The following is an 18589-nucleotide window of genomic DNA, read 5'->3' as shown; positions in this document are numbered from 1 at the left end:
AGTTTACCTGCTTTGGAGACTTTACTGGTTGTATTACATGTATTTATTTTATTTTTACTTATTTTAGGGCTTTTTGTTATGCAGAAAAAACATGTTTCCTTCTCTAAACGTGTATTTACTGCGCTGGGGTTGGGGATCGTATTCGGATTTGCGCTTCAGCTGATCTATGGCCCGACTTCAAATATAGTCATTCAAACAGCCGACTGGTTTAATATTGCCGGGGGCGGATATGTCAAATTGCTTCAAATGGTTGTCATGCCGCTCGTCTTTATTTCGATTCTCGGTGCATTTACAAAGCTGAAACTGACAAAAAATCTCGGCAAAATCAGCGGTTTGATTATTGGAATTTTAATTGCGACAACAGCTGTAGCGGCGGCTGTCGGCATTGCGTCCGCGCTTTCTTTTGACCTGCAGGCGATTCAGGTTGATCAAGGAAATACAGAGCTTTCGCGTGGACAGGAGCTTCAGCAGAAATCAGAGGATATGACAGCGAAAACGCTGCCGCAGCAGATTGTTGAATTGCTGCCGGGAAATCCGTTTTTAGATTTTACGGGAGCCAGACCGACTTCAACGATCGCAGTCGTTATTTTTGCCGCTTTCCTTGGAATGGCATTCCTCGGTGTGAAGCATAAACAGCCGGAACAGGCAGAAACCTTCAAAAAAATGGTTGATGCTGCTTATGCCATTGTCATGCGTGTTGTCACGCTCATATTGAGACTGACGCCTTATGGGGTGCTGGCCATTATGACAAAAACGATTGCCACGAGTGATATTGACAGCATTTTAAAATTAGGAATGTTTGTAATTGCTTCGTATGCCGCGTTAATCACTATGTTTATCATTCATTTGGTGCTGCTGACGATCAGCGGCTTGAATCCGATTGTTTATTTGAAAAAAGCGCTGCCCGTACTTGTATTTGCATTTACGTCACGCTCAAGCGCGGGTGCATTGCCGCTGAATATTAAAACACAGAGAAGCATGGGTGTGCCGGAAGGAATCGCAAACTTCGCCGGTTCATTCGGCCTTTCGATCGGCCAAAATGGATGCGCCGGCATTTATCCTGCGATGCTGGCGATGATGATTGCCCCGACTGTCGGCCAAAATCCGTTTGACCCGGTATTTATCATCACGGTTATCGCGGTCGTTGCCATCAGCTCCTTCGGTGTTGCCGGAGTTGGCGGCGGAGCAACTTTCGCGGCGCTTCTTGTTTTATCATCATTAAATATGCCTGTCGCACTCGCCGGTTTATTAATCTCAATCGAACCGTTAATTGACATGGGGCGTACTGCCCTGAATGTCAGCGGAAGTATGACATCTGGCCTCATTACGAGTAAGGTCACAAAGGAAATTGATCCAAGGGTATTCAATGATCAATCAAGAGTGATCGAAGCTGAAGAAGCGTAACATATGAAAACGTGTAATCCATCAGGGATTACTGGTTAATCTTAATAAAAGACCCATGAACCTTGTAATATAAAGGTTTCATGGGTTTCTTTTTCTCATTTTTAGGGAAGATCAGCCAGCCGGCATTGCTGATCAATGGAATGATCTGATTGAAATAAAAATTGCTTTTTTAACAAGTATTCCAGGTATCTTGGAAGACGCTAACTTATCTGAGGCATACAAAGAAAAGTGGTCGCCTGTGGTAGATGCATTCCCTCAATTCCTTATTGAATTAAAAAAGTTAATAATTAACCTCCTTTCATTATTTTTCTATTAACATTGAAAATTTTCGATACGCTTTATAGTAACTGCAGCCAAAGACAACAGTCATAAGGGCGGGAAGCGCCCTCAAAAGGGCAAATGGAGTTTCAAATAAAAATGCTTTCCAAAACATTGAGCCTTCCATACTCCACAGACCTTCGGCTAAATATAAACCTGAATCCTTGTAAAACATATAAGAAATAAACAAACACAGGAAACCAAAACTTGATGAATAACTCATTAATCTTTTATAATAATTACTCTTTGATTGGCGATCCGAGAAGATTTCATTTTGATCATCATCTTCTTTTTGCCAATATCGAGTTCCGCTAAGCCATGGGCTGTTTATATAACTCCAGCCGAAGTCTTCATAGATCTCTCTGTAGTCTTTGAACTTTTTCTTTGATAAATAATCATGATAATCCAGTCTCATCACATATCTCTTGTCGGTTTTTTCGAAAGTGTATATGCCTAATCCGCTGATATTTGTACAGCGATAGCCTTTTTGTAATTGTTCGTTCAGCCATTGCTCCTCTTTTTCAATATCAAAAAACATCTTAAATGTCTTCATTCGATTCACTTCCTTCGTACAGGGATAAAATATGCAATAACCTGTTTTGTTCCATTTTCAAAATGGCGTTTCCTTCTGCAGTTATCATATAGACTTTTCTCCGGCCCGACTCTCCAACAGGTTCAATCCAGCCATGCTTATTCAAGTTTTCAATCGCGCCGTATAATGTGCCGGCTGCTAAAATAACAGTTCCGTTACTCATCTTTTCGATCTTCTGCATGGCGGCATAGCCATGAAGCGGCTCCCGCAAAGCTAATAAAATATAATGCATGGTTTCAGACAGCGGTAATAATTTATGTTTCATATCCTCATCCTCTATTCAGTTCAACTATTTAGTTCAACTTAATAATAACATAATACAGTTCAACTGAATAGTCAACAACATTTTCAAAGCTAGTCAAAGCAATTTAAAGTAAAAGCTTGATGAAAAGGGAAAAATCTAAAAAGTCGCTTTCCTTATGTAAGGAAAGCGACTTTTAGTGTAGTTTTCATTCAATTAAATGGCCTCATTAATTACAAACTGGTTAGTTCAAGATAGATGTTTAACTTTTGTTTAGCAATGGTTTTTTTTTATCAAAACAGGATTTCAAACACTTCAGTGAATATTAAATGTTGAGCTTTGAACAAAGAAACAAAATGAAAAAAGAAGAGATTATTAATGAAAATTAATCGGATTATATTGGCAAGTGTTAACAGTGTTCTGTCCTCTTCATCTTTTGATGCGGCAGGGCAGCATAAAAATCCTTTCAAGCTTTCTTTATTGAACAAAGGAAGGATTTCTTTAATGAAAACCAGTAAAAGTTAAAAACATCTGTAAGAAAAACCAATATAATTATCCATTTTGAACTATTATGCAATCTTTACGTTTTTTTAACGGCCGGGTTCTAAGTCCTCCAGCATTTCCATCATGGTGTTGTCGTCCATGACATTCATTGCGCTTTGTTCAAAATGAATGGGCTCAGCATAATGAGGCTGTCGTTTTTTTGCAGCTGTTTCTGTTTGCCTAGATTGTGTCTGTGTATGCTGGTGTTGGGTTTGCTGCTGTCCGGCATGCTGGTGCTGACGGCCATTTTGCCGTTGGCTTTCATTTTGAGATCGGTCCTGGTTATCACCGCCAAATGCTTGTTTGACCATATTTCCTACATTAGAAGCATCAAACATGTTATTTTCCGAATTCCGTCTGTTCATTTGTCCTGTGACAAATCCGCTGATTCTTTGGCGAATCTGAGGTGATAAAGCGGCAATAAGTATCGTTGACCCTATAATCAAAGCCCCGGGGCTGATTCCTCTTCGTTGGCTGAACAATATGATCCCTCCTTTACAGTGTATTCATATGTTCCCCTTCATTAGACAAATTAACCGGTCTATTTCCCGGGAAAGCATTTCCTTCAGATTTGCATGCATAATTAAAGCCAGTTAGAAAAACCTATAGGTAAAGTGATAAAGGAGGAATTCACATGTTTGGAAAAAAACAAGTCTTTGCGTCTGTGCTTCTTATTCCTTTGCTTATGACTGGCTGCAGTATGGGCGACCAAGGCGAGGGCAGACGTGATAATAATGATGCAAGAAATGTTAATTATCGCAATCCGGCGAATGATGATCTTCGCAATGTAAACAACCGGGATAACGTTGACAATAATGTTAATGATAATGTCAATAACAATAACGTAAATGACAATCATGACAACGATCGAAAACTTCAGGTTGCGGATAAAGCAGCTGATAAAGTAACTGATCTAAAAGAAGTTAAGCATGCTGATGTCATTGTAGCTGGCAATCAAGCCTACGTCGCAGTGGTTTTAACAAATGGAAATAAAGGCACAGTAGAAAACAATCTAAAGAAAAAAATAGCCAAAAAGGTAAGATCTACTGACAAAAGCATTGATAATGTTTACGTTTCTGCGAACCCTGATTTTGTAGAACGTATGCAAGGTTATGGAAAGCGTATCCAAAATGGTGACCCGATCGCCGGATTATTTGATGAATTTACACAAACTGTACAGCGCGTATTCCCTAACGCTGAATAAATGCAAAAAGCCGCATCATTTGTGCGGCTTTTTCTTTACGTTAATGACACACCGCGCACTCAGGCTGCATAGAGTAAAAATAAAAGGTACAAGACGGACCGGCTCAGGGAGGGAGACGTTTGCGGGGTGGCATAGGAAAGCGTGCGGCATCCGCTCTATTCCTGTGCGGCGTCCTTGTGATGCTGGCTGTAAGCTCGGCCATCGTATCAAGCTCGATGTATATACTGTCTTTGCCAGGGCATGCATCTGGTATAACAAAAGAACAAGTGACGAAGCACATGAAGAAAGAGTCATTCAAACAAGCCGATATTTATTACACTTCCAAGGAAAAGTCCTTACTGCCATTGACGAAAGATACACTTGAATATGCGGTCAGTATTAATCAGATTATGATTGGATATTCGAGTCAAAAGCCTATTGATATTATTTTTTTTTCTAACGAAAAACAGATGGAGGCTTACTCCGGTTTATTGGATGTCGTTGGTTTTTATTCTGAGAGGGAGCAGCTAATCGGGTTGCTGCCTGAAGAGAAAAAGTTGCTTTTAGAAGGTGATGAGGTAGCGGTTTATTTGTATCAGAGATTGTTGATACATGAATACACTCACCATGCGTTTCACCAGAAATTGAAGGAGCTTAAAGCAGATCCTGATGAGTTTCCGTTATGGTTTCACGAAGGATTAAGCGAGTGGATCGCGAACTATGAATTGCTCATAGATCCGATCTCGTTTTCTGTCGTGCCCTTTGACCGTTTGCAGACAGATCAAGACTGGCAGGAAGCACGGACCGAATATGACACAGATGTCTATTTGCAAAGCTTTTATATGATCAATGAGCTGACGGACAAATACGGGAAAGACATTATGTCAAAAATGATAAAGGAAACGGCAAAAAAAGGAGACTTTAAAAAAGGATTTCAATCGGCAACAAAGGAAAGTCTTGATCAATTTGAAAAAGACTTCAAGAAAACATTTGAAAAAAACAGGGCGGCATTGGATAGTATCTATCCAATGCCTTTGTTATTAATGAAGTCCTTGCTGGCCCATACCGCCTTGAGTTGGGGAAATTTGTCCTTGTGCCGGAGCAAATGAATTTCTCAATTGTTCCATGTCCTGCGCTTCTAGCTGAGGAACCTGGTAATAGCCGTGCTTGTTTTGGTATAAGAAAATTTCAAAAGCCATTTCAACATACTGCTGAATTTGCGCTGACAGTACGCGTCTTACAGCTGGGTTTGTCATTTCCAGAGAAGCCATCGTCAGCATAGAAGCCTGTGCTTTAACCGCGCAAAGCATTTGTCGGCTGATGATGCTGTCATCAATGTCATTAATGGATTGAACCGGTTTTTTAGGCTGTGACGGCTGCATGCCGTAAACAGTTTGGTTGTCTTCCTTCATCATGTAAGTTGCTGTTTTTTGTGACGGTTCGCTTCCTGTTTTGAAGCATTCTGCAGTTAAGTTAAATTGAGACGTAATAAATTGATGCTGGCGATCAAGGATATTTAACAATTCCTGATCCTTACAAAATTGTCTCAGCATCATAAATTGATCAAGCACAGTCAGTGTTCCGGATAGCACCTCGTGCATATCAAACATTTCATGTCCGCCGTGGTTTTTATGCGGTTTTCCAGGGATGCCTTTGTTCATCTGGGATTGCTGCTGCTGATTTAACTGATCCAAACCGAATTCCTCCTTTTTTTTCAGATCAGCTGTATTTTGTCTCAGTATGCTTCGTTTTATGCAGAAGCCTGAAAGGAATGATATGCTGTCTGTCGAAGTGATAAGCAGACAGCATCAATTTTATGTGACGGCGACAGGTGCAAAATAGCACCCAACCGGATTACTGGTTTGGACGCGGCAGTTGAGCACGTGAATAGCTTTGATGACAAAAGAGGGAAGAATTCAGCTTGCTGCCGCCTGCAGCTATTTTGAAGGGGTGAAATACGGAGGATGCCGGCAAGATTAGTACATCGTGTTTAAGCGGATCTGATCATCACCTCCCGGAAGAAAAGCGGTCCGGGAGTAACGTTGTCTTGAACTTATCTGTATATGTCAGAAGAAAAAGGAGTGCCTCGAGGACGTGAAAAAGCTTATTCCGCTCGTCATCATTGCAGCCGGTCTTATGATCACAGGCTATGGATGCCTTACACTGATAGATACGAATAGGAAGACTGAACAGACATTAAAAGAAGCCAAACTGATGGCTGAAAAGCCGCAGAAAGCTTTTGGTGTGAAACAAAGCAAAGATCAGGCAAAGGATAAAGCATTATTTAAGCCAGAAACCGGACAAGCCAGCGGGATTTTGGAAATACCGAAAATCAATGCAGAGCTTCCGATCGTGGAGGGTACCGATGCAGATGATTTAGAAAAAGGTGTGGGGCATTACAAGGATAGCTATTATCCTGATGAAAACGGGCAAATTGTGTTATCGGGACATCGGGATACCGTGTTTCGCAGGACGGGAGAGCTGGAAAAGGGAGACCGGCTTCGTATCCTCCTGCCATATGGAGATTTTACATATGAAATTGTAAATTCAAAAATTGTCGATAAGGATGACACATCCATTATTACGCTCCAGCACGAACAGGAAGAACTAATTCTGACGACTTGCTATCCGTTTTCATATGTCGGAGATGCCCCAAAGCGCTATATTATATATGGCAAACGGGTTACATAAAAAACCGCAGGCAAGTCCTGCGGCTATTCTTCATGAAAAATATGTGTGGCAAAGGTTTTCTATATCAGCCGGGAAAGGCGCTTCGGCAACAATCAGCTCGCCGGTTATCGGGTGAACCGCCTGCACCTTTTTGGCATGGAGCGCCTGCCTGTTGAGCAGCTTGCTCCCGCCTCCGTAAAGCGCATCACCTGTCAGCGGATGGCCGATGCTCGCCATATGAACACGAATTTGGTGTGTTCTTCCTGTTTCGAGTTCTAATTCAACGAGCGACAGGCGCTCTTTCGCATTGCCGGCAATGACCTTGAAGTGAGTGACGGCTGCTTGTCCGCCGGGTGAAACCCGGCGTCTAGTCGGATGTGATCTGTCTCTGCCGATCGGTGAATCAATTGTCCCTTTTTTTGTCTTTAGCTTTCCTTCAACGATCGCGGTATACGTGCGTTTCAGCGTTTTTTTCTCTAACTGCTGGTCCAAGATGGCGTGTGCCAAACGATGCTTGGCAAAAACGATTGCGCCAGATGTGTCCTGATCAAGGCGATGGACGTGGCGTACCTTGTATGTTTCACCATTCACCTGATAATGGTATGCGATCAAATTAGCCAGTGTGCCGGTTTGGCCGGCTTCATTCGGATGAGTCGCTATGCCTGCCGGTTTATTGACGATGAGCATGTGATTGTCCTCAAATAAAATATCAAGCTCTCCATACTCCGGTATGACGGTGGATTCTTCCTTTTCCTGAAGATCAATGAACACGCGGTCTCCCTTTTTTACGACCACATTGTTGATGACGGATTCGTGATTGACCTTTATCTGATGATGGGACATCCAGTCTTGAATCACGGGTTTAGAGGCTTTGAGCGCTGTTTTCAGTACAGAAAACAGCCATTGTCCATCCTGTTTGTCGTTAATGAGGAGTTCAAGCCCTCTGCCTTTTTGTTTCATGTTAAATGGCTCCTTTTCGAAGCGGAAGGCCGTTGTTTCTCATAGGAAACACTTACCTTAGCTTTCGCGTTTTTTTCTGTGCTATTCTTGAGTAAGACTTAGGATATTCGATGGCAAGAAAGGTGATTGACGTGAGAATTGTGAACGCAGCAACTGAAGAACAGGAGAGCTTTATCAAGGAGCTTTCAATGGAGCTTTTCCATGATGTATTTCCTCTTTATTTCTCCGAACTTGATATACAGCGCTTTAAAAAGAAAGGCGTTTTGTCTTTAAATAACCATTATTACCAAGGAACGTTAAAAGAAGCGTTTCAAATTATGGCTTGTCTGCAAATGATACATATTGTCCTGACAAAGCCTTCGCCGCATTTTAATGTGAGTGATCAGGCGATTTTTGAGAAAAACAGCAAGATATTGAATGATTTCGGGATATATTTTCCGTTTGCCTTTTCTGACTTTCAAACGAAAACAAACAAAGCCATTCTCGGTCTCAGAAGGCTGATATAATCAGGCAGCAAGAGCTTTTCTATTTTCAGAAAAGCTCTTTTTTGCATCAGTGAAATCATATCATAAAACCTTTCCTCTAACTTCCTTTTTAATCGGCTCGCGTCTGAACATACTAATGATTGAAAGGGGTGCTGGCAATGAGTTCAGTAAAAGATACAATGACAACGCAGGTGGCAACCGTTTCACCGAATCAAACGATTCAGGAAGCGGCTTCTCTCATGAAACAGCATAACGTTGGGGTCATTCCCGTTGTAGAGCAAGGTGTTTTAAAAGGAATGCTGACTGACCGTGACATTGCATTAAGAACTACAGCTCAGGGCCGAGATGGCCATACACCCGTTTCAGAAGTGATGTCAACAGATCTCGTATCGGGAAACCCTCATATGAGTCTGGAAGACGCGTCTCAGCTGATGGCCCAGCACCAAATCCGCCGCCTTCCTATTGTAGATCAAAACAATCTAGTCGGGATCGTTGCGCTTGGAGACCTGGCAGTCAATCAGATGTCGAACGAGTCTGCGGGAGAAGCGCTGACAAACATTTCTCATCAAAACATTCATTAATAAGAAAGAGCTTGCGTTGTGCAGGCTCTTTCTTCACATAAACCTTACTTTTTGAAAGCAGACATGTTTCGGGGTATAGTGAGTGTATACATATGTCTCAATTTGGACTAAAGGAGTTGTACGCAGTGATTAAAGCGTTAATTTTTGACTTTGACGGACTGATTCTAGATACAGAAACTCACGAATATGAAGTCCTTCAGGAAATATTCGAGGAGCATGGATCAGCCCTGCCTATGTCTGTCTGGGGAAAGGTGATCGGAACAGCGGCGGGATTTCGGCCTTTTGAGTATTTAGAAGAGCAGATTGGCAAAAAGCTGAACCATGAGGAACTGACAACATTGAGAAGACAACGGTTTGCGAAACGCATGGAGAACGAAAAAGCAAGACCGGGCGTTGAAGCATATTTGAATGCGGCAAAGGATTTAGGTTTAAAGGTAGGCCTTGCCTCCAGCTCCGATTATAAGTGGGTATCGGGCCATTTGAAGCAACTCGGCCTGTTTGACGATTTTGAGGTCATCCAAACGGCGGATGATGTGGAAGAGGTGAAGCCGAATCCTGAACTGTATGTATTGGCGGCAAAGAACCTTGGTGTATCCCCATCGGAATGTCTTGCATTTGAGGATTCTGTGAATGGTTCAATTGCTGCGAAAAGAGCAGGAATGAAGTGTGTGATTGTCCCGAATAAAGTGACGGGCACTTTGATGTTTGAAGACTATGATCACAGGCTTGAATCAATGGCAGAGATGGAGCTCGCCTTATTGCTTGATCATCTGAACTCACAACACTAGAAAGGAGCGAGCAGTTTGTCTGAGAAATTAGATTTGACCCGTTTTGAAAAGAAAATGGTCATCCGCAATATCGAAGAAAAAGACATCGAAAAGATTATCGATCTGCAAAAGGATTGCTTCCCGGGGATGGAGCCTTGGAAGCGGGAGCATTTAATCAGTCACTTGGAGCATTTTCCCGAAGGGCAGTTTTGTGCAGAATTCGAAGGTGAAATTATCGGCTCGTGCTCGAGTCTCCTAATTAATTTTGATGAATATGATGACCGCCATACGTGGCAGGACATTACAGATGACGGTTATATCACCAACCATAATCCGGACGGCTTAAATATGTACGGGATTGAGGTTATGGTGGATCCAAAATACAGACGAATGAAGATCGGCCACCGTTTGTATGAGGCGAGAAAGGATTTGGCCAGACGCTTAAATCTGAAAAGCATCATCATAGGCGGACGGATTCCGAACTATCATAAATATGCAGAAGAAATGACGGCAAGAGCGTACGTTGAACAGGTGACACGTCACCAAATTTACGATCCGGTCCTTTCTTTTCAGCTGATGAACGGTTTTACCCTTATGCGGATTAACCCGAATTATCTCCCGGATGATACAGCTTCGATCAAGTATGCGACGCTGATGGAATGGAATAATGTCGATTATCTTCCGCAGCAGACAAAACGCTATTATAAATCGGCGTTCCCTGTGAGAATTTGTGTGATTCAATACGAAATGAAGAAAATTTATTCCTTTGAGGAATTTGCCAATCAAGTAGAATACTATGTCGATGTCGCTTCCGACGCGAGATCTGATTTTGCGGTCTTCCCGGAAATTTTCACTACCCAGCTCATGTCATTCCTTGAGGAACGGTCACCCAGCTTGGCGATACAGAGAATCACCGAGTATACAGAGGATTACATCAGCTTGTTTACTGATTTGGCCGTAAAGTACAACGTCAACATTATCGGCGGATCTCATTTCGTCGAAGAGGAAGGCAAGATCTATAATATTGCTTACCTGTTCAGACGTGACGGAACAATTGAAAAGCAATATAAACTCCATATTACGCCGAATGAACGTAAATGGTGGGGAATTAGCGCCGGAGACCAGGTTCGCGTGTTTGATACGGACTGCGGAAAAATCGCCATTCAAATCTGTTATGACATTGAATTTCCTGAGCTTGCCCGGATTGCTGCGGATAAAGGCGCAAAAATCATTTTTACGCCGTTTTGTACAGAAGACCGCCAAGGCTATTTGCGTGTCAGATACTGTTCGCAGGCAAGAGCGGTTGAAAATCAGATTTATACGGTCATTTCGGGAACGGTTGGAAACCTTCCGCAAACGGAAAATATGGATATCCAATACGCACAGTCAGGCATCTTTGCACCTTCTGATTTCGAATTCGCCAGAGATGGCATTGTCGGCGAAACAAACCCGAATATCGAAATGGTCGTCATCGGCGATGTTGACCTGGAAATTCTCAGAAGGCAGCGTCAAAACGGTACAGTGCGCCAGCTAAAAGACAGACGGCGTGATGTTTATCATATCCAATATAAAAAATAATCCCGATACCCGCCTGAATTGGCGGGTTTTTTAAAATGGAATTGAAGCGCTTACATACTTGTTTTAAAATAAAGGAAATTGGATGCAAGAAAATACCTTATGGAGTTTCTGTTTGTTTTAGTTCTTGTCTACGCTTTAGAGCTGATGGTTTCCCCGTTGATTGCGCTTGATTACATTGTTATTGCCTGTGGATGACATGGCAAAACAAATGATGATTGCCGCTATGCCGACCGCTGCCAACACAATTTTTCTTCTTGAGAAAGAGGAAGCTTATTCTTTCCGGGGTTTATTGACTCTTACCCGGCCTGGCTTTATATTGAAGGCAGGGAAATCATCACCGAGAAATTACATAAGAAAAGGTCTGTTTCAATTGAATTGGCACTTTAGTGAACGCTAATGAAATGGAGATGATGGGGATGGAAAACATTCAGCAAAATCAGGGATTAAAGCAAAAAGATGAGCAATTTGTGTGGCATGCCATGAAAGGAGCGCATCAAGCGGACAGCCTGATTGCCCAAAAGGCGGAAGGGGCCTGGGTGACCGACATAGACGGACGCCGCTATTTGGATGCGATGTCCGGTTTGTGGTGCGTCAATATTGGATACGGCAGAAAGGAACTTGCGGAGGCCGCCTATGAGCAATTAAAGGAGTTGCCTTATTATCCGTTAACGCAAAGTCACGCACCGGCGATTCAACTGGCGGAAAAGCTGAATGAATGGCTTGGCGGCGATTATGTCATCTTCTTTTCCAACAGCGGATCGGAAGCAAACGAAACGGCTTTTAAAATCGCCCGCCAGTACCATCTGCAAAACGGCGACCACAGCCGTTATAAATTCATCTCAAGATACAGAGCATACCACGGCAACACATTGGGAGCGCTCTCAGCAACCGGACAGGCGCAGCGAAAATATAAATATGAGCCTTTAAGCCAGGGATTCCTGCATGCAGCCCCGCCGGATGTATATCGGCACCCAGAGGATGCCGACACGCTTGAAAGCGCAAATGAGATTGACCGCATCATGACATGGGAATTAAGCGAAACGATTGCCGGGGTCATCATGGAGCCCATCATTACAGGCGGAGGCATCTTGTTGCCGCCGGACGGTTATATGAAGAAGGTGGAGGACATTTGCCGCCGCCACGGAGCTCTTTTGATTTGCGATGAAGTCATCTGCGGTTTTGGACGGACAGGCGAGCCGTTCGGATTTATGCATTACGGCGTAAAGCCTGATATCATTACGATGGCAAAGGGAATTACAAGCGCGTATCTGCCATTGTCAGCGACTGCTGTGAAACGCGATATTTTTGAAGCGTACCAGGGTGATGCGCCTTACGAACGTTTCCGTCATGTGAACACGTTCGGCGGAAGCCCGGCTGCCTGTGCATTGGCATTGAAAAATCTGCAAATTATGGAGGATGAACAGCTGATTCAGCGATCCCGCGACCTTGGAGCAGTGCTTTTGGGTGAGCTTCAAGCCTTAAGAGAACACCCGGCAGTCGGAGATGTGAGGGGAAAAGGGCTGCTGATCGGAATCGAGCTCGTCAAAGATCAATTGACAAAAGAGCCGGCTGATGCTGACAAAGTAAACCAAGTGGTTGCGGCGTGCAAAGAAAAAGGGCTGATCATCGGCAAAAACGGAGATACCGTCGCAGGCTACAACAATGTCATCCAGCTCGCACCGCCATTTTGCCTGACAGAAGAAGACCTCTCCTTTATCGTGAAAACGGTGAAAGATAGCTTTCAGACGATTTAATATAAAAGTGATTTGTTAAAGGAGCACACGATGAGTTTTCACAATCAGCCGATTTTACCGGCTATTCGCAATATGAAGCAATTTGATGAGTTTTTGAACAGTTCATTTTCCTACGGCGTTATTCTCGATATTCATCTCGGCCAGCTGAAGGGCGTGATCAGAGAGGCGCAAAAACACGGAAAGAAGATGATGGTGCACGTCGATCTTATCCAGGGAATCAAGCATGATGAATATGGAGCAGAGTTTATTTGCCAAGACATCAAGCCCGCCGGGATTATTTCAACAAGATCGAACGTGATTGCCAAAGCGAAGCAGAAGAAAATCTATGCGATTCAGCGCCTGTTTCTGCTTGATACAAGCGCGATGGAGAAAAGTATGGAGTTTATCGGCAAGCATAAGCCTGACTTCATTGAAGTGCTGCCCGGTATCGTTCCGTCACTCATTCAAGAAATAAAAGAGAAAACGGGAATTCCCATCTTTGCCGGCGGTTTCATCCGTACGGAAGAGGATGTAGAACAGGCCTTGAAAGCAGGGGCTGTTGCTGTCACAACATCAAACACCAAATTATGGAAGAAATATGAAAACTTTTTGACGAAGGAAGATTGACAACGCTTTCATCCGCTGATACAATTGCACTAGGTTAATACATTGTGATGGAGAACTCGGAGACCACAGCAGCTCTTTACGGTAAATGTCTATGCACCCGTAAAGCGGTTTGTTGTGGTTTTTTATTCTCTTCTTCTCTATCATACTTTTAATCGTGACTTTAGGAGGAATGTGCTATGACAGCATTTTGGGGAGAGGTCATCGGTACGATGCTGCTTATCATTTTTGGGGCCGGTGTTTGTGCAGGTGTCAATTTAAAGAAATCGCTTTCATTCCAGTCTGGCTGGATTGTTATTGTATTTGGATGGGGGTTGGGTGTTGCCATGGCGGCTTATGCGGTTGGCGGCATCAGCGGAGCACATTTGAATCCGGCATTAACGATAGCGTTTGCATTTGTTGGCGATTTTCCGTGGAAAGAGGTTCCGGTTTATATTGCAGCACAAATGATCGGTGCGATCATCGGTGCGGTGATTATCTACCTGCACTACCTGCCTCATTGGAAGTCAACGGATGATCCCGCTGCCAAGCTGGGTGTTTTCTCGACAGGTCCGAGCATCCCGCATACATTTGCAAACGTTTTAAGTGAAGTAATCGGGACATTTGTTCTTGTGCTTGGCATCTTGGCGATTGGGGCAAATCAATTTACAGAAGGGCTTAATCCTTTAATTGTCGGTTTTCTCATCGTGGCGATCGGTATCTCTCTTGGGGGCACCACCGGCTATGCGATTAATCCGGCCCGCGACTTAGGCCCGCGGATTGCCCACGCTTTTCTTCCGATCCCGGGCAAGGGCTCATCAAACTGGAAATACGCATGGGTTCCGGTAGCCGGCCCGATTTTAGGCGGATCGTTCGGCGGCGTATTTTACAACGCCGCATTTAAAGGGCAGATCACAAGCAGTTTCTGGATTGTAAGCGTTATATTGGTTGTGGTATTGTTAGGGCTCTATGTTTATACGAAATCACATTCTGCTAAAACATTATCAAATTCAAAATATATGTAATCAAAGGGGAGACATCTTATGGAAACGTACATTTTATCCTTAGACCAGGGGACGACAAGTTCAAGAGCGATTCTGTTTAATAAAGAAGGCAAAATCGTTCACTCCGCTCAAAAGGAATTTACACAATACTTCCCGCACCCAGGTTGGGTTGAGCATAATGCGAATGAAATTTGGGGCTCTGTCCTCGCTGTTATCGCATCAGTCATTTCTGAATCGGGAATCAGCGCTTCTCAAATTGCCGGTATCGGTATCACAAACCAGCGTGAGACGGCGGTTGTATGGGATAAGGACACAGGAAAGCCTGTCTACAATGCGATCGTTTGGCAGTCCAGGCAGACGTCCGGCATTTGTGAGGAGCTTCGTGAAAAAGGATATAATGAGCGTTTCAGAGAAAAAACAGGGCTTTTAATCGATCCGTATTTCTCCGGCACGAAGGTGAAGTGGATTTTAGACAATGTGGAAGGCGCACGAGAAAAAGCAGAAAAAGGCGAGCTGCTGTTTGGGACGATTGATACATGGCTCATTTGGAAAATGTCTGGCGGAAAAGCGCATGTGACCGATTACTCAAACGCATCCAGAACACTGATGTTTAATATTTACGATTTAAAATGGGACGATGAGCTTCTCGACATTTTAGATATACCGAAATCCATGCTGCCTGAAGTGAAGCCGTCTTCCCATGTGTATGCGGAAACTGTTGATTATCACTTCTTCGGAAAAAATATCCCGATCGCGGGTGCGGCAGGAGACCAGCAGTCCGCATTGTTCGGCCAGGCGTGCTTTGAAGAGGGCATGGGAAAAAACACGTATGGCACAGGATGTTTCATGCTGATGAATACGGGGGAAAAAGCAATTAAGTCCGAACACGGCCTTTTGACGACAATCGCATGGGGCATTGACGGAAAAGTTGAATATGCTTTAGAAGGAAGTATTTTTGTAGCAGGCTCTGCCATTCAATGGCTCAGAGACGGATTGAGAATGTTCCAGGATTCCGCACTCAGCGAATCTTACGCGGAGAAGGTGGATTCAACCGACGGCGTATATGTTGTTCCGGCATTTGTCGGCCTGGGAACGCCTTACTGGGACAGCGACGTGCGCGGTTCGGTTTTCGGCCTGACAAGAGGCACAACAAAAGAACATTTTATCCGTGCGACACTGGAGTCATTGGCATATCAGTCAAAAGATGTGCTTGACGCAATGGAAGCTGATTCAAATATTTCATTAAAGACGCTTCGTGTAGACGGAGGCGCCGTGAAAAATAATTTCCTGATGCAGTTCCAGGGAGATATTCTGGATGTGCCTGTGGAGCGTCCGGAAATTAATGAAACGACTGCGCTTGGCGCGGCCTATTTGGCAGGTATTGCTGTGGGATTCTGGAAGGACCGTTCTGAAATCGCGAACCAGTGGAATCTGGATAAACGGTTTGAGCCTGAATTAGAAGAAGAAAAACGACATGAGCTGTATACAGGCTGGCAAAAAGCCGTGAAAGCGGCTATGGCTTTTAAATAGAATGAGAGTATGATATACTGATTACAAGTTAATAAGAACGGTCCTGAGATGAGGAGAGACCACAGCACCAAAGTGTAACCATGCACTTTGGCTGTTGTGGTCTCTTTTTCTATTTACACACCGTGACAACAAGGAGGAGCCATAATGAAACATCCATTTTCAAGTCTTGAAAGAGACCGCATGCTGACAGACATGACGAAAAAAACATACGATCTATTTATTATCGGCGGAGGAATTACGGGAGCGGGAACAGCTCTTGACGCGGCATCAAGGGGAATGAAAGTCGCGCTCAGCGAAATGCAGGATTTCGCGGCGGGCACATCAAGCCGATCAACGAAGCTTGTTCATGGCGGCTTACGCTATTTAAAACAATTTGAAGTGAAAATGGTTGCAGAAGTGGGGAAAGAACGGGCGATTGTGTACGAAAACGGCCCGCACGTCACCACGCCGGAATGGATGCTGCTTCCGTTTCATAAAGGCGGCACATTCGGTTCATTCACAACCTCTATCGGTTTAAGAGTTTATGATTTCCTTGCAGGCGTGAAAAAATCAGAACGAAGAAGCATGCTTTCTGCAAAAGAAACGCTGCAAAAAGAGCCATTGGTGAAAAAAGACGGCTTAAAAGGCGGCGGGTACTATGTGGAATACCGCACTGACGATGCGAGACTGACAATCGAAGTCATGAAGGAAGCGGTCAAATTCGGAGCAGAGCCCGTGAATTATTCCAAAGTAAAGGAGCTCCTTTACGAAAAAGGCAAAGCAGTCGGCGTATTAATTCAAGATATGCTGACAAAGAAAGAATATAAAGTGTATGCGAAAAAAATTGTCAATGCGACAGGTCCATGGGTCGATCAGCTCAGAGAAAAAGACCATTCGAAAAACGGAAAGCATTTACAGCATACAAAAGGTGTTCACCTTGTATTTGACCAGTCTGTCTTCCCGCTGAAACAGGCGGTGTATTTCGATACACCTGACGGCCGTATGGTATTTGCGATTCCTCGTGAAGGCAAAACATATGTGGGAACAACAGACACTGTTTACAAAGAAGCGCTTGAGCATCCGCGAATGACAACGGAGGATCGTGATTACGTCATCAAGTCAGTCAATTACATGTTCCCAGAACTGAATATCACTGCGGATGACATCGAATCCAGCTGGGCGGGGCTGCGTCCTCTGATTCATGAAGAAGGAAAAGACCCTTCCGAAATTTCTCGGAAAGACGAGATTTGGACATCTGACTCTGGCCTGATCACAATCGCCGGCGGTAAGCTGACAGGGTACAGAAAAATGGCGGAGCACATCGTCGATCTTGTACGTGATCGCTTAAAAGAAGAAGGCGAAAAAGATTTCGGTTCATGTAAAACGAAAAACATGCCAATCTCAGGCGGACACGTCGGCGGTTCAAAAAATCTCATGTCCTTCGTTACGGCGAAAACAAAAGAAGGCATCGCAGCCGGCTTATCAGAGAAAGACGCAAAACAGCTGGCGATCAGATACGGCTCTAACGTAGAGCGTGTATTTAACCGAGTGGAAGCGTTGAAAGAAGAAGCCGCGAAACGCCATGTTCCGGTTCATATTCTCGCTGAGGCAGAATACAGTATAGAAGAAGAGATGACCGCAACACCTGCTGATTTCTTTGTACGCAGAACGGGACGTTTATTCTTTGATATAAATTGGGTAAAAACGTATAAAGATGCCGTTATTGATTTTATGAGCGAGCGATTCCAATGGGATGAGCAGGCGAAAAACAAACATACAGAAAACCTCAACAAGCTTTTACACGATGCGGTTGTGCCGCTCGAGCAATAAATCATAACGGGCTGTCTGTCAGCCCGTTATTTCTTTTTACATGCCGAAAGTTCCAGGACTCAAGTTATCAAGTGACAGAGGCACCCGCTTCATATAAAATAATGGCATAAGCTGATACATAGGAGGACGAACATGACTTGGAGAAAGAGCTATGAACGATGGAAACAGACAGATCATTTAGATCCGGAATTAAAAGAGCGCCTCACTGAATTGGAGGGGAATGAACAGGCTCTTGAGGACTGCTTCTATAAAAATCTTGAATTCGGCACCGGCGGAATGCGCGGAGAAATCGGAGCCGGAACGAATCGGATGAATATTTACACTGTGCGCAAAGCGTCAGCCGGATTTGCGGCATACATCTCGCAGCAAGGTGAGGAAGCGAAAAAACGGGGCGTAGTCATTGCTTATGATTCCCGCCATAAATCGCCGGAGTTCGCGATGGAAGCTGCAAAAACACTTGCGACACAAGGCATTCAAACATATGTATTTGATGAACTTCGCCCGACACCTGAGCTGTCATTCGCTGTCAGACAGCTGAACGCCTATGGCGGGATTGTGGTGACAGCAAGCCATAATCCGCCAGAATAT

The 18589-nt window shown here is 44.0% G+C and carries 18 protein-coding genes and 3 pseudogenes; 16 read left to right on the top strand and 5 right to left on the bottom strand.

From position 1 onward, the window contains the following. The first annotated feature begins 12 nt into the window (after positions 1–12). Together tcyP and V756_RS1000000124420 are read left to right on the top strand one after the other, a co-directional pair. On the top strand, positions 13–1404 hold the full coding sequence (tcyP, locus tag V756_RS0111180) for an L-cystine transporter TcyP (RefSeq protein WP_024714738.1): 1392 nt from the start codon (positions 13–15) through the stop codon (positions 1402–1404). Between the two features lie 100 nt (positions 1405–1504). Then, a pseudogene (locus V756_RS1000000124420) lies at positions 1505–1633 on the top strand (hypothetical protein); the annotation flags it as partial. A gap of 72 nt (positions 1634–1705) precedes the next feature. On the opposite strand, the gene V756_RS0111175 reads toward V756_RS1000000124420, so the two are convergent. From V756_RS0111175 to V756_RS0111160, 3 genes are all read right to left on the bottom strand, one after another. Next, on the bottom strand, positions 1706–2275 hold the full coding sequence (locus V756_RS0111175) for a DUF2812 domain-containing protein (protein WP_024714737.1): 570 nt from the start codon (positions 2273–2275) through the stop codon (positions 1706–1708). Further along, positions 2262–2579: a PadR family transcriptional regulator gene (locus V756_RS0111170; protein ID WP_024714736.1), complete on the bottom strand. Its 318-nt coding sequence runs from the start codon at positions 2577–2579 to the stop codon at positions 2262–2264. The genes V756_RS0111175 and V756_RS0111170 overlap by 14 nt, the downstream gene beginning before the upstream one ends. A gap of 566 nt (positions 2580–3145) precedes the next feature. After that, positions 3146–3583 (bottom strand): hypothetical protein, encoded by a 438-nt coding sequence (locus tag V756_RS0111160; protein WP_081719841.1) that lies wholly within the window; start codon positions 3581–3583, stop codon positions 3146–3148. Positions 3584–3732: 149 nt separating this feature from the next. Here V756_RS0111160 and V756_RS0111155 point away from each other — a divergent pair, with 149 nt between their 5' ends. Together V756_RS0111155 and V756_RS0111150 are read left to right on the top strand one after the other, a co-directional pair. Then, the gene (locus V756_RS0111155; RefSeq protein ID WP_024714733.1) at positions 3733–4302 is read left to right on the top strand and encodes a YhcN/YlaJ family sporulation lipoprotein; all 570 of its coding nucleotides are present in this window, start codon (positions 3733–3735) and stop codon (positions 4300–4302) included. Positions 4303–4421: 119 nt separating this feature from the next. Beyond that, positions 4422–5390, top strand: coding sequence for a gluzincin family metallopeptidase (locus V756_RS0111150; protein WP_024714732.1), 969 nt, complete (start codon positions 4422–4424; stop codon positions 5388–5390). On the opposite strand, the gene V756_RS0111145 is transcribed toward V756_RS0111150, so the two are convergent. Continuing rightward, positions 5322–5975: a spore coat protein gene (locus tag V756_RS0111145; protein WP_024714731.1), complete on the bottom strand. Its 654-nt coding sequence runs from the start codon at positions 5973–5975 to the stop codon at positions 5322–5324. The genes V756_RS0111150 and V756_RS0111145 overlap by 69 nt on opposite strands. Positions 5976–6375: 400 nt before the next feature. Here V756_RS0111145 and srtD point away from each other — a divergent pair, with 400 nt between their 5' ends. Beyond that, positions 6376–6972, top strand: a complete 597-nt coding sequence (gene srtD / locus V756_RS0111140) for a class D sortase, LPxTATN-specific (RefSeq protein ID WP_024714730.1) — start codon at positions 6376–6378, stop codon at positions 6970–6972. Positions 6973–7002: 30 nt separating this feature from the next. Here the strand turns inward: srtD and V756_RS0111135 are convergent, their stop codons facing one another. Further along, the gene (locus tag V756_RS0111135) at positions 7003–7911 is read right to left on the bottom strand and encodes an RluA family pseudouridine synthase (RefSeq protein ID WP_024714729.1); all 909 of its coding nucleotides are present in this window, start codon (positions 7909–7911) and stop codon (positions 7003–7005) included. A gap of 110 nt (positions 7912–8021) precedes the next feature. Here V756_RS0111135 and V756_RS0111130 point away from each other — a divergent pair, with 110 nt between their 5' ends. The 11 genes and pseudogenes from V756_RS0111130 to V756_RS01000000122275 form a co-directional block, all read left to right on the top strand. Then, complete coding sequence (locus V756_RS0111130; RefSeq protein WP_024714728.1) at positions 8022–8417, top strand: YhcU family protein; 396 nt, start codon at positions 8022–8024, stop codon at positions 8415–8417. Positions 8418–8554: 137 nt separating this feature from the next. Beyond that, positions 8555–8977, top strand: a complete 423-nt coding sequence (locus V756_RS0111125; RefSeq protein WP_024714727.1) for a CBS domain-containing protein — start codon at positions 8555–8557, stop codon at positions 8975–8977. A 125-nt stretch (positions 8978–9102) separates the two neighbouring features. Continuing rightward, complete coding sequence (locus tag V756_RS0111120) at positions 9103–9765, top strand: HAD family hydrolase (RefSeq protein WP_024714726.1); 663 nt, start codon at positions 9103–9105, stop codon at positions 9763–9765. Between the two features lie 15 nt (positions 9766–9780). Continuing rightward, positions 9781–11322 carry a bifunctional GNAT family N-acetyltransferase/carbon-nitrogen hydrolase family protein gene (locus tag V756_RS0111115; protein WP_024714725.1) on the top strand — a complete coding sequence of 514 codons (1542 nt, stop codon included), beginning with the start codon at positions 9781–9783 and terminating at the stop codon, positions 11320–11322. A gap of 135 nt (positions 11323–11457) precedes the next feature. Next, positions 11458–11719: pseudogene (locus tag V756_RS1000000124415) on the top strand (hypothetical protein); the annotation flags it as partial. A 4-nt stretch (positions 11720–11723) separates the two neighbouring features. Next, positions 11724–13076 carry an aspartate aminotransferase family protein gene (locus V756_RS0111105; protein WP_081719840.1) on the top strand — a complete coding sequence of 451 codons (1353 nt, stop codon included), beginning with the start codon at positions 11724–11726 and terminating at the stop codon, positions 13074–13076. Positions 13077–13106: 30 nt separating this feature from the next. Continuing rightward, on the top strand, positions 13107–13682 hold the full coding sequence (gene glpP, locus V756_RS0111100; protein WP_024714722.1) for a glycerol uptake operon antiterminator GlpP: 576 nt from the start codon (positions 13107–13109) through the stop codon (positions 13680–13682). 176 nt (positions 13683–13858) lie between these two features. Continuing rightward, positions 13859–14683: a glycerol uptake facilitator protein GlpF gene (gene glpF, locus V756_RS0111095; protein WP_024714721.1), complete on the top strand. Its 825-nt coding sequence runs from the start codon at positions 13859–13861 to the stop codon at positions 14681–14683. An 18-nt stretch (positions 14684–14701) separates the two neighbouring features. Then, complete coding sequence (glpK, locus tag V756_RS0111090; RefSeq protein ID WP_024714720.1) at positions 14702–16192, top strand: glycerol kinase GlpK; 1491 nt, start codon at positions 14702–14704, stop codon at positions 16190–16192. Between the two features lie 141 nt (positions 16193–16333). Further along, positions 16334–18001 carry a glycerol-3-phosphate dehydrogenase gene (glpD, locus tag V756_RS0111085; RefSeq protein WP_024714719.1) on the top strand — a complete coding sequence of 556 codons (1668 nt, stop codon included), beginning with the start codon at positions 16334–16336 and terminating at the stop codon, positions 17999–18001. Between the two features lie 132 nt (positions 18002–18133). Beyond that, positions 18134–18589: pseudogene (locus V756_RS01000000122275) on the top strand (phosphoglucomutase); the annotation flags it as partial.

The organism is Bacillus tequilensis KCTC 13622, assembly GCF_000507145.1.
GTDB classification, from domain to species: Bacteria; Bacillota; Bacilli; order Bacillales; family Bacillaceae; genus Bacillus; species Bacillus tequilensis.
The sequence above is the reverse complement of the archived record's forward strand: the minus strand, read 5'-3'. Positions and strand labels throughout refer to the sequence as shown.

Excerpts from the sequence above, each read along its gene's own strand:
- V756_RS0111175 (WP_024714737.1), bottom strand. The coding sequence starts at position 2,275 with ATGAAGACATTTAAGATGTTTTTTGATATTGAAAAAGAGGAGCAATGG.
- V756_RS0111170 (WP_024714736.1), bottom strand. The coding sequence starts at position 2,579 with ATGAAACATAAATTATTACCGCTGTCTGAAACCATGCATTATATTTTA.
- V756_RS0111155 (WP_024714733.1), top strand. The coding sequence starts at position 3,733 with ATGTTTGGAAAAAAACAAGTCTTTGCGTCTGTGCTTCTTATTCCTTTG.
- V756_RS0111135 (WP_024714729.1), bottom strand. The coding sequence starts at position 7,911 with ATGAAACAAAAAGGCAGAGGGCTTGAACTCCTCATTAACGACAAACAG.
- V756_RS0111130 (WP_024714728.1), top strand. The coding sequence starts at position 8,022 with ATGGCAAGAAAGGTGATTGACGTGAGAATTGTGAACGCAGCAACTGAA.
- V756_RS0111125 (WP_024714727.1), top strand. The coding sequence starts at position 8,555 with ATGAGTTCAGTAAAAGATACAATGACAACGCAGGTGGCAACCGTTTCA.
- V756_RS0111105 (WP_081719840.1), top strand. The coding sequence starts at position 11,724 with ATGGAGATGATGGGGATGGAAAACATTCAGCAAAATCAGGGATTAAAG.
- glpP (WP_024714722.1), top strand. The coding sequence starts at position 13,107 with ATGAGTTTTCACAATCAGCCGATTTTACCGGCTATTCGCAATATGAAG.
- glpF (WP_024714721.1), top strand. The coding sequence starts at position 13,859 with ATGACAGCATTTTGGGGAGAGGTCATCGGTACGATGCTGCTTATCATT.
- glpK (WP_024714720.1), top strand. The coding sequence starts at position 14,702 with ATGGAAACGTACATTTTATCCTTAGACCAGGGGACGACAAGTTCAAGA.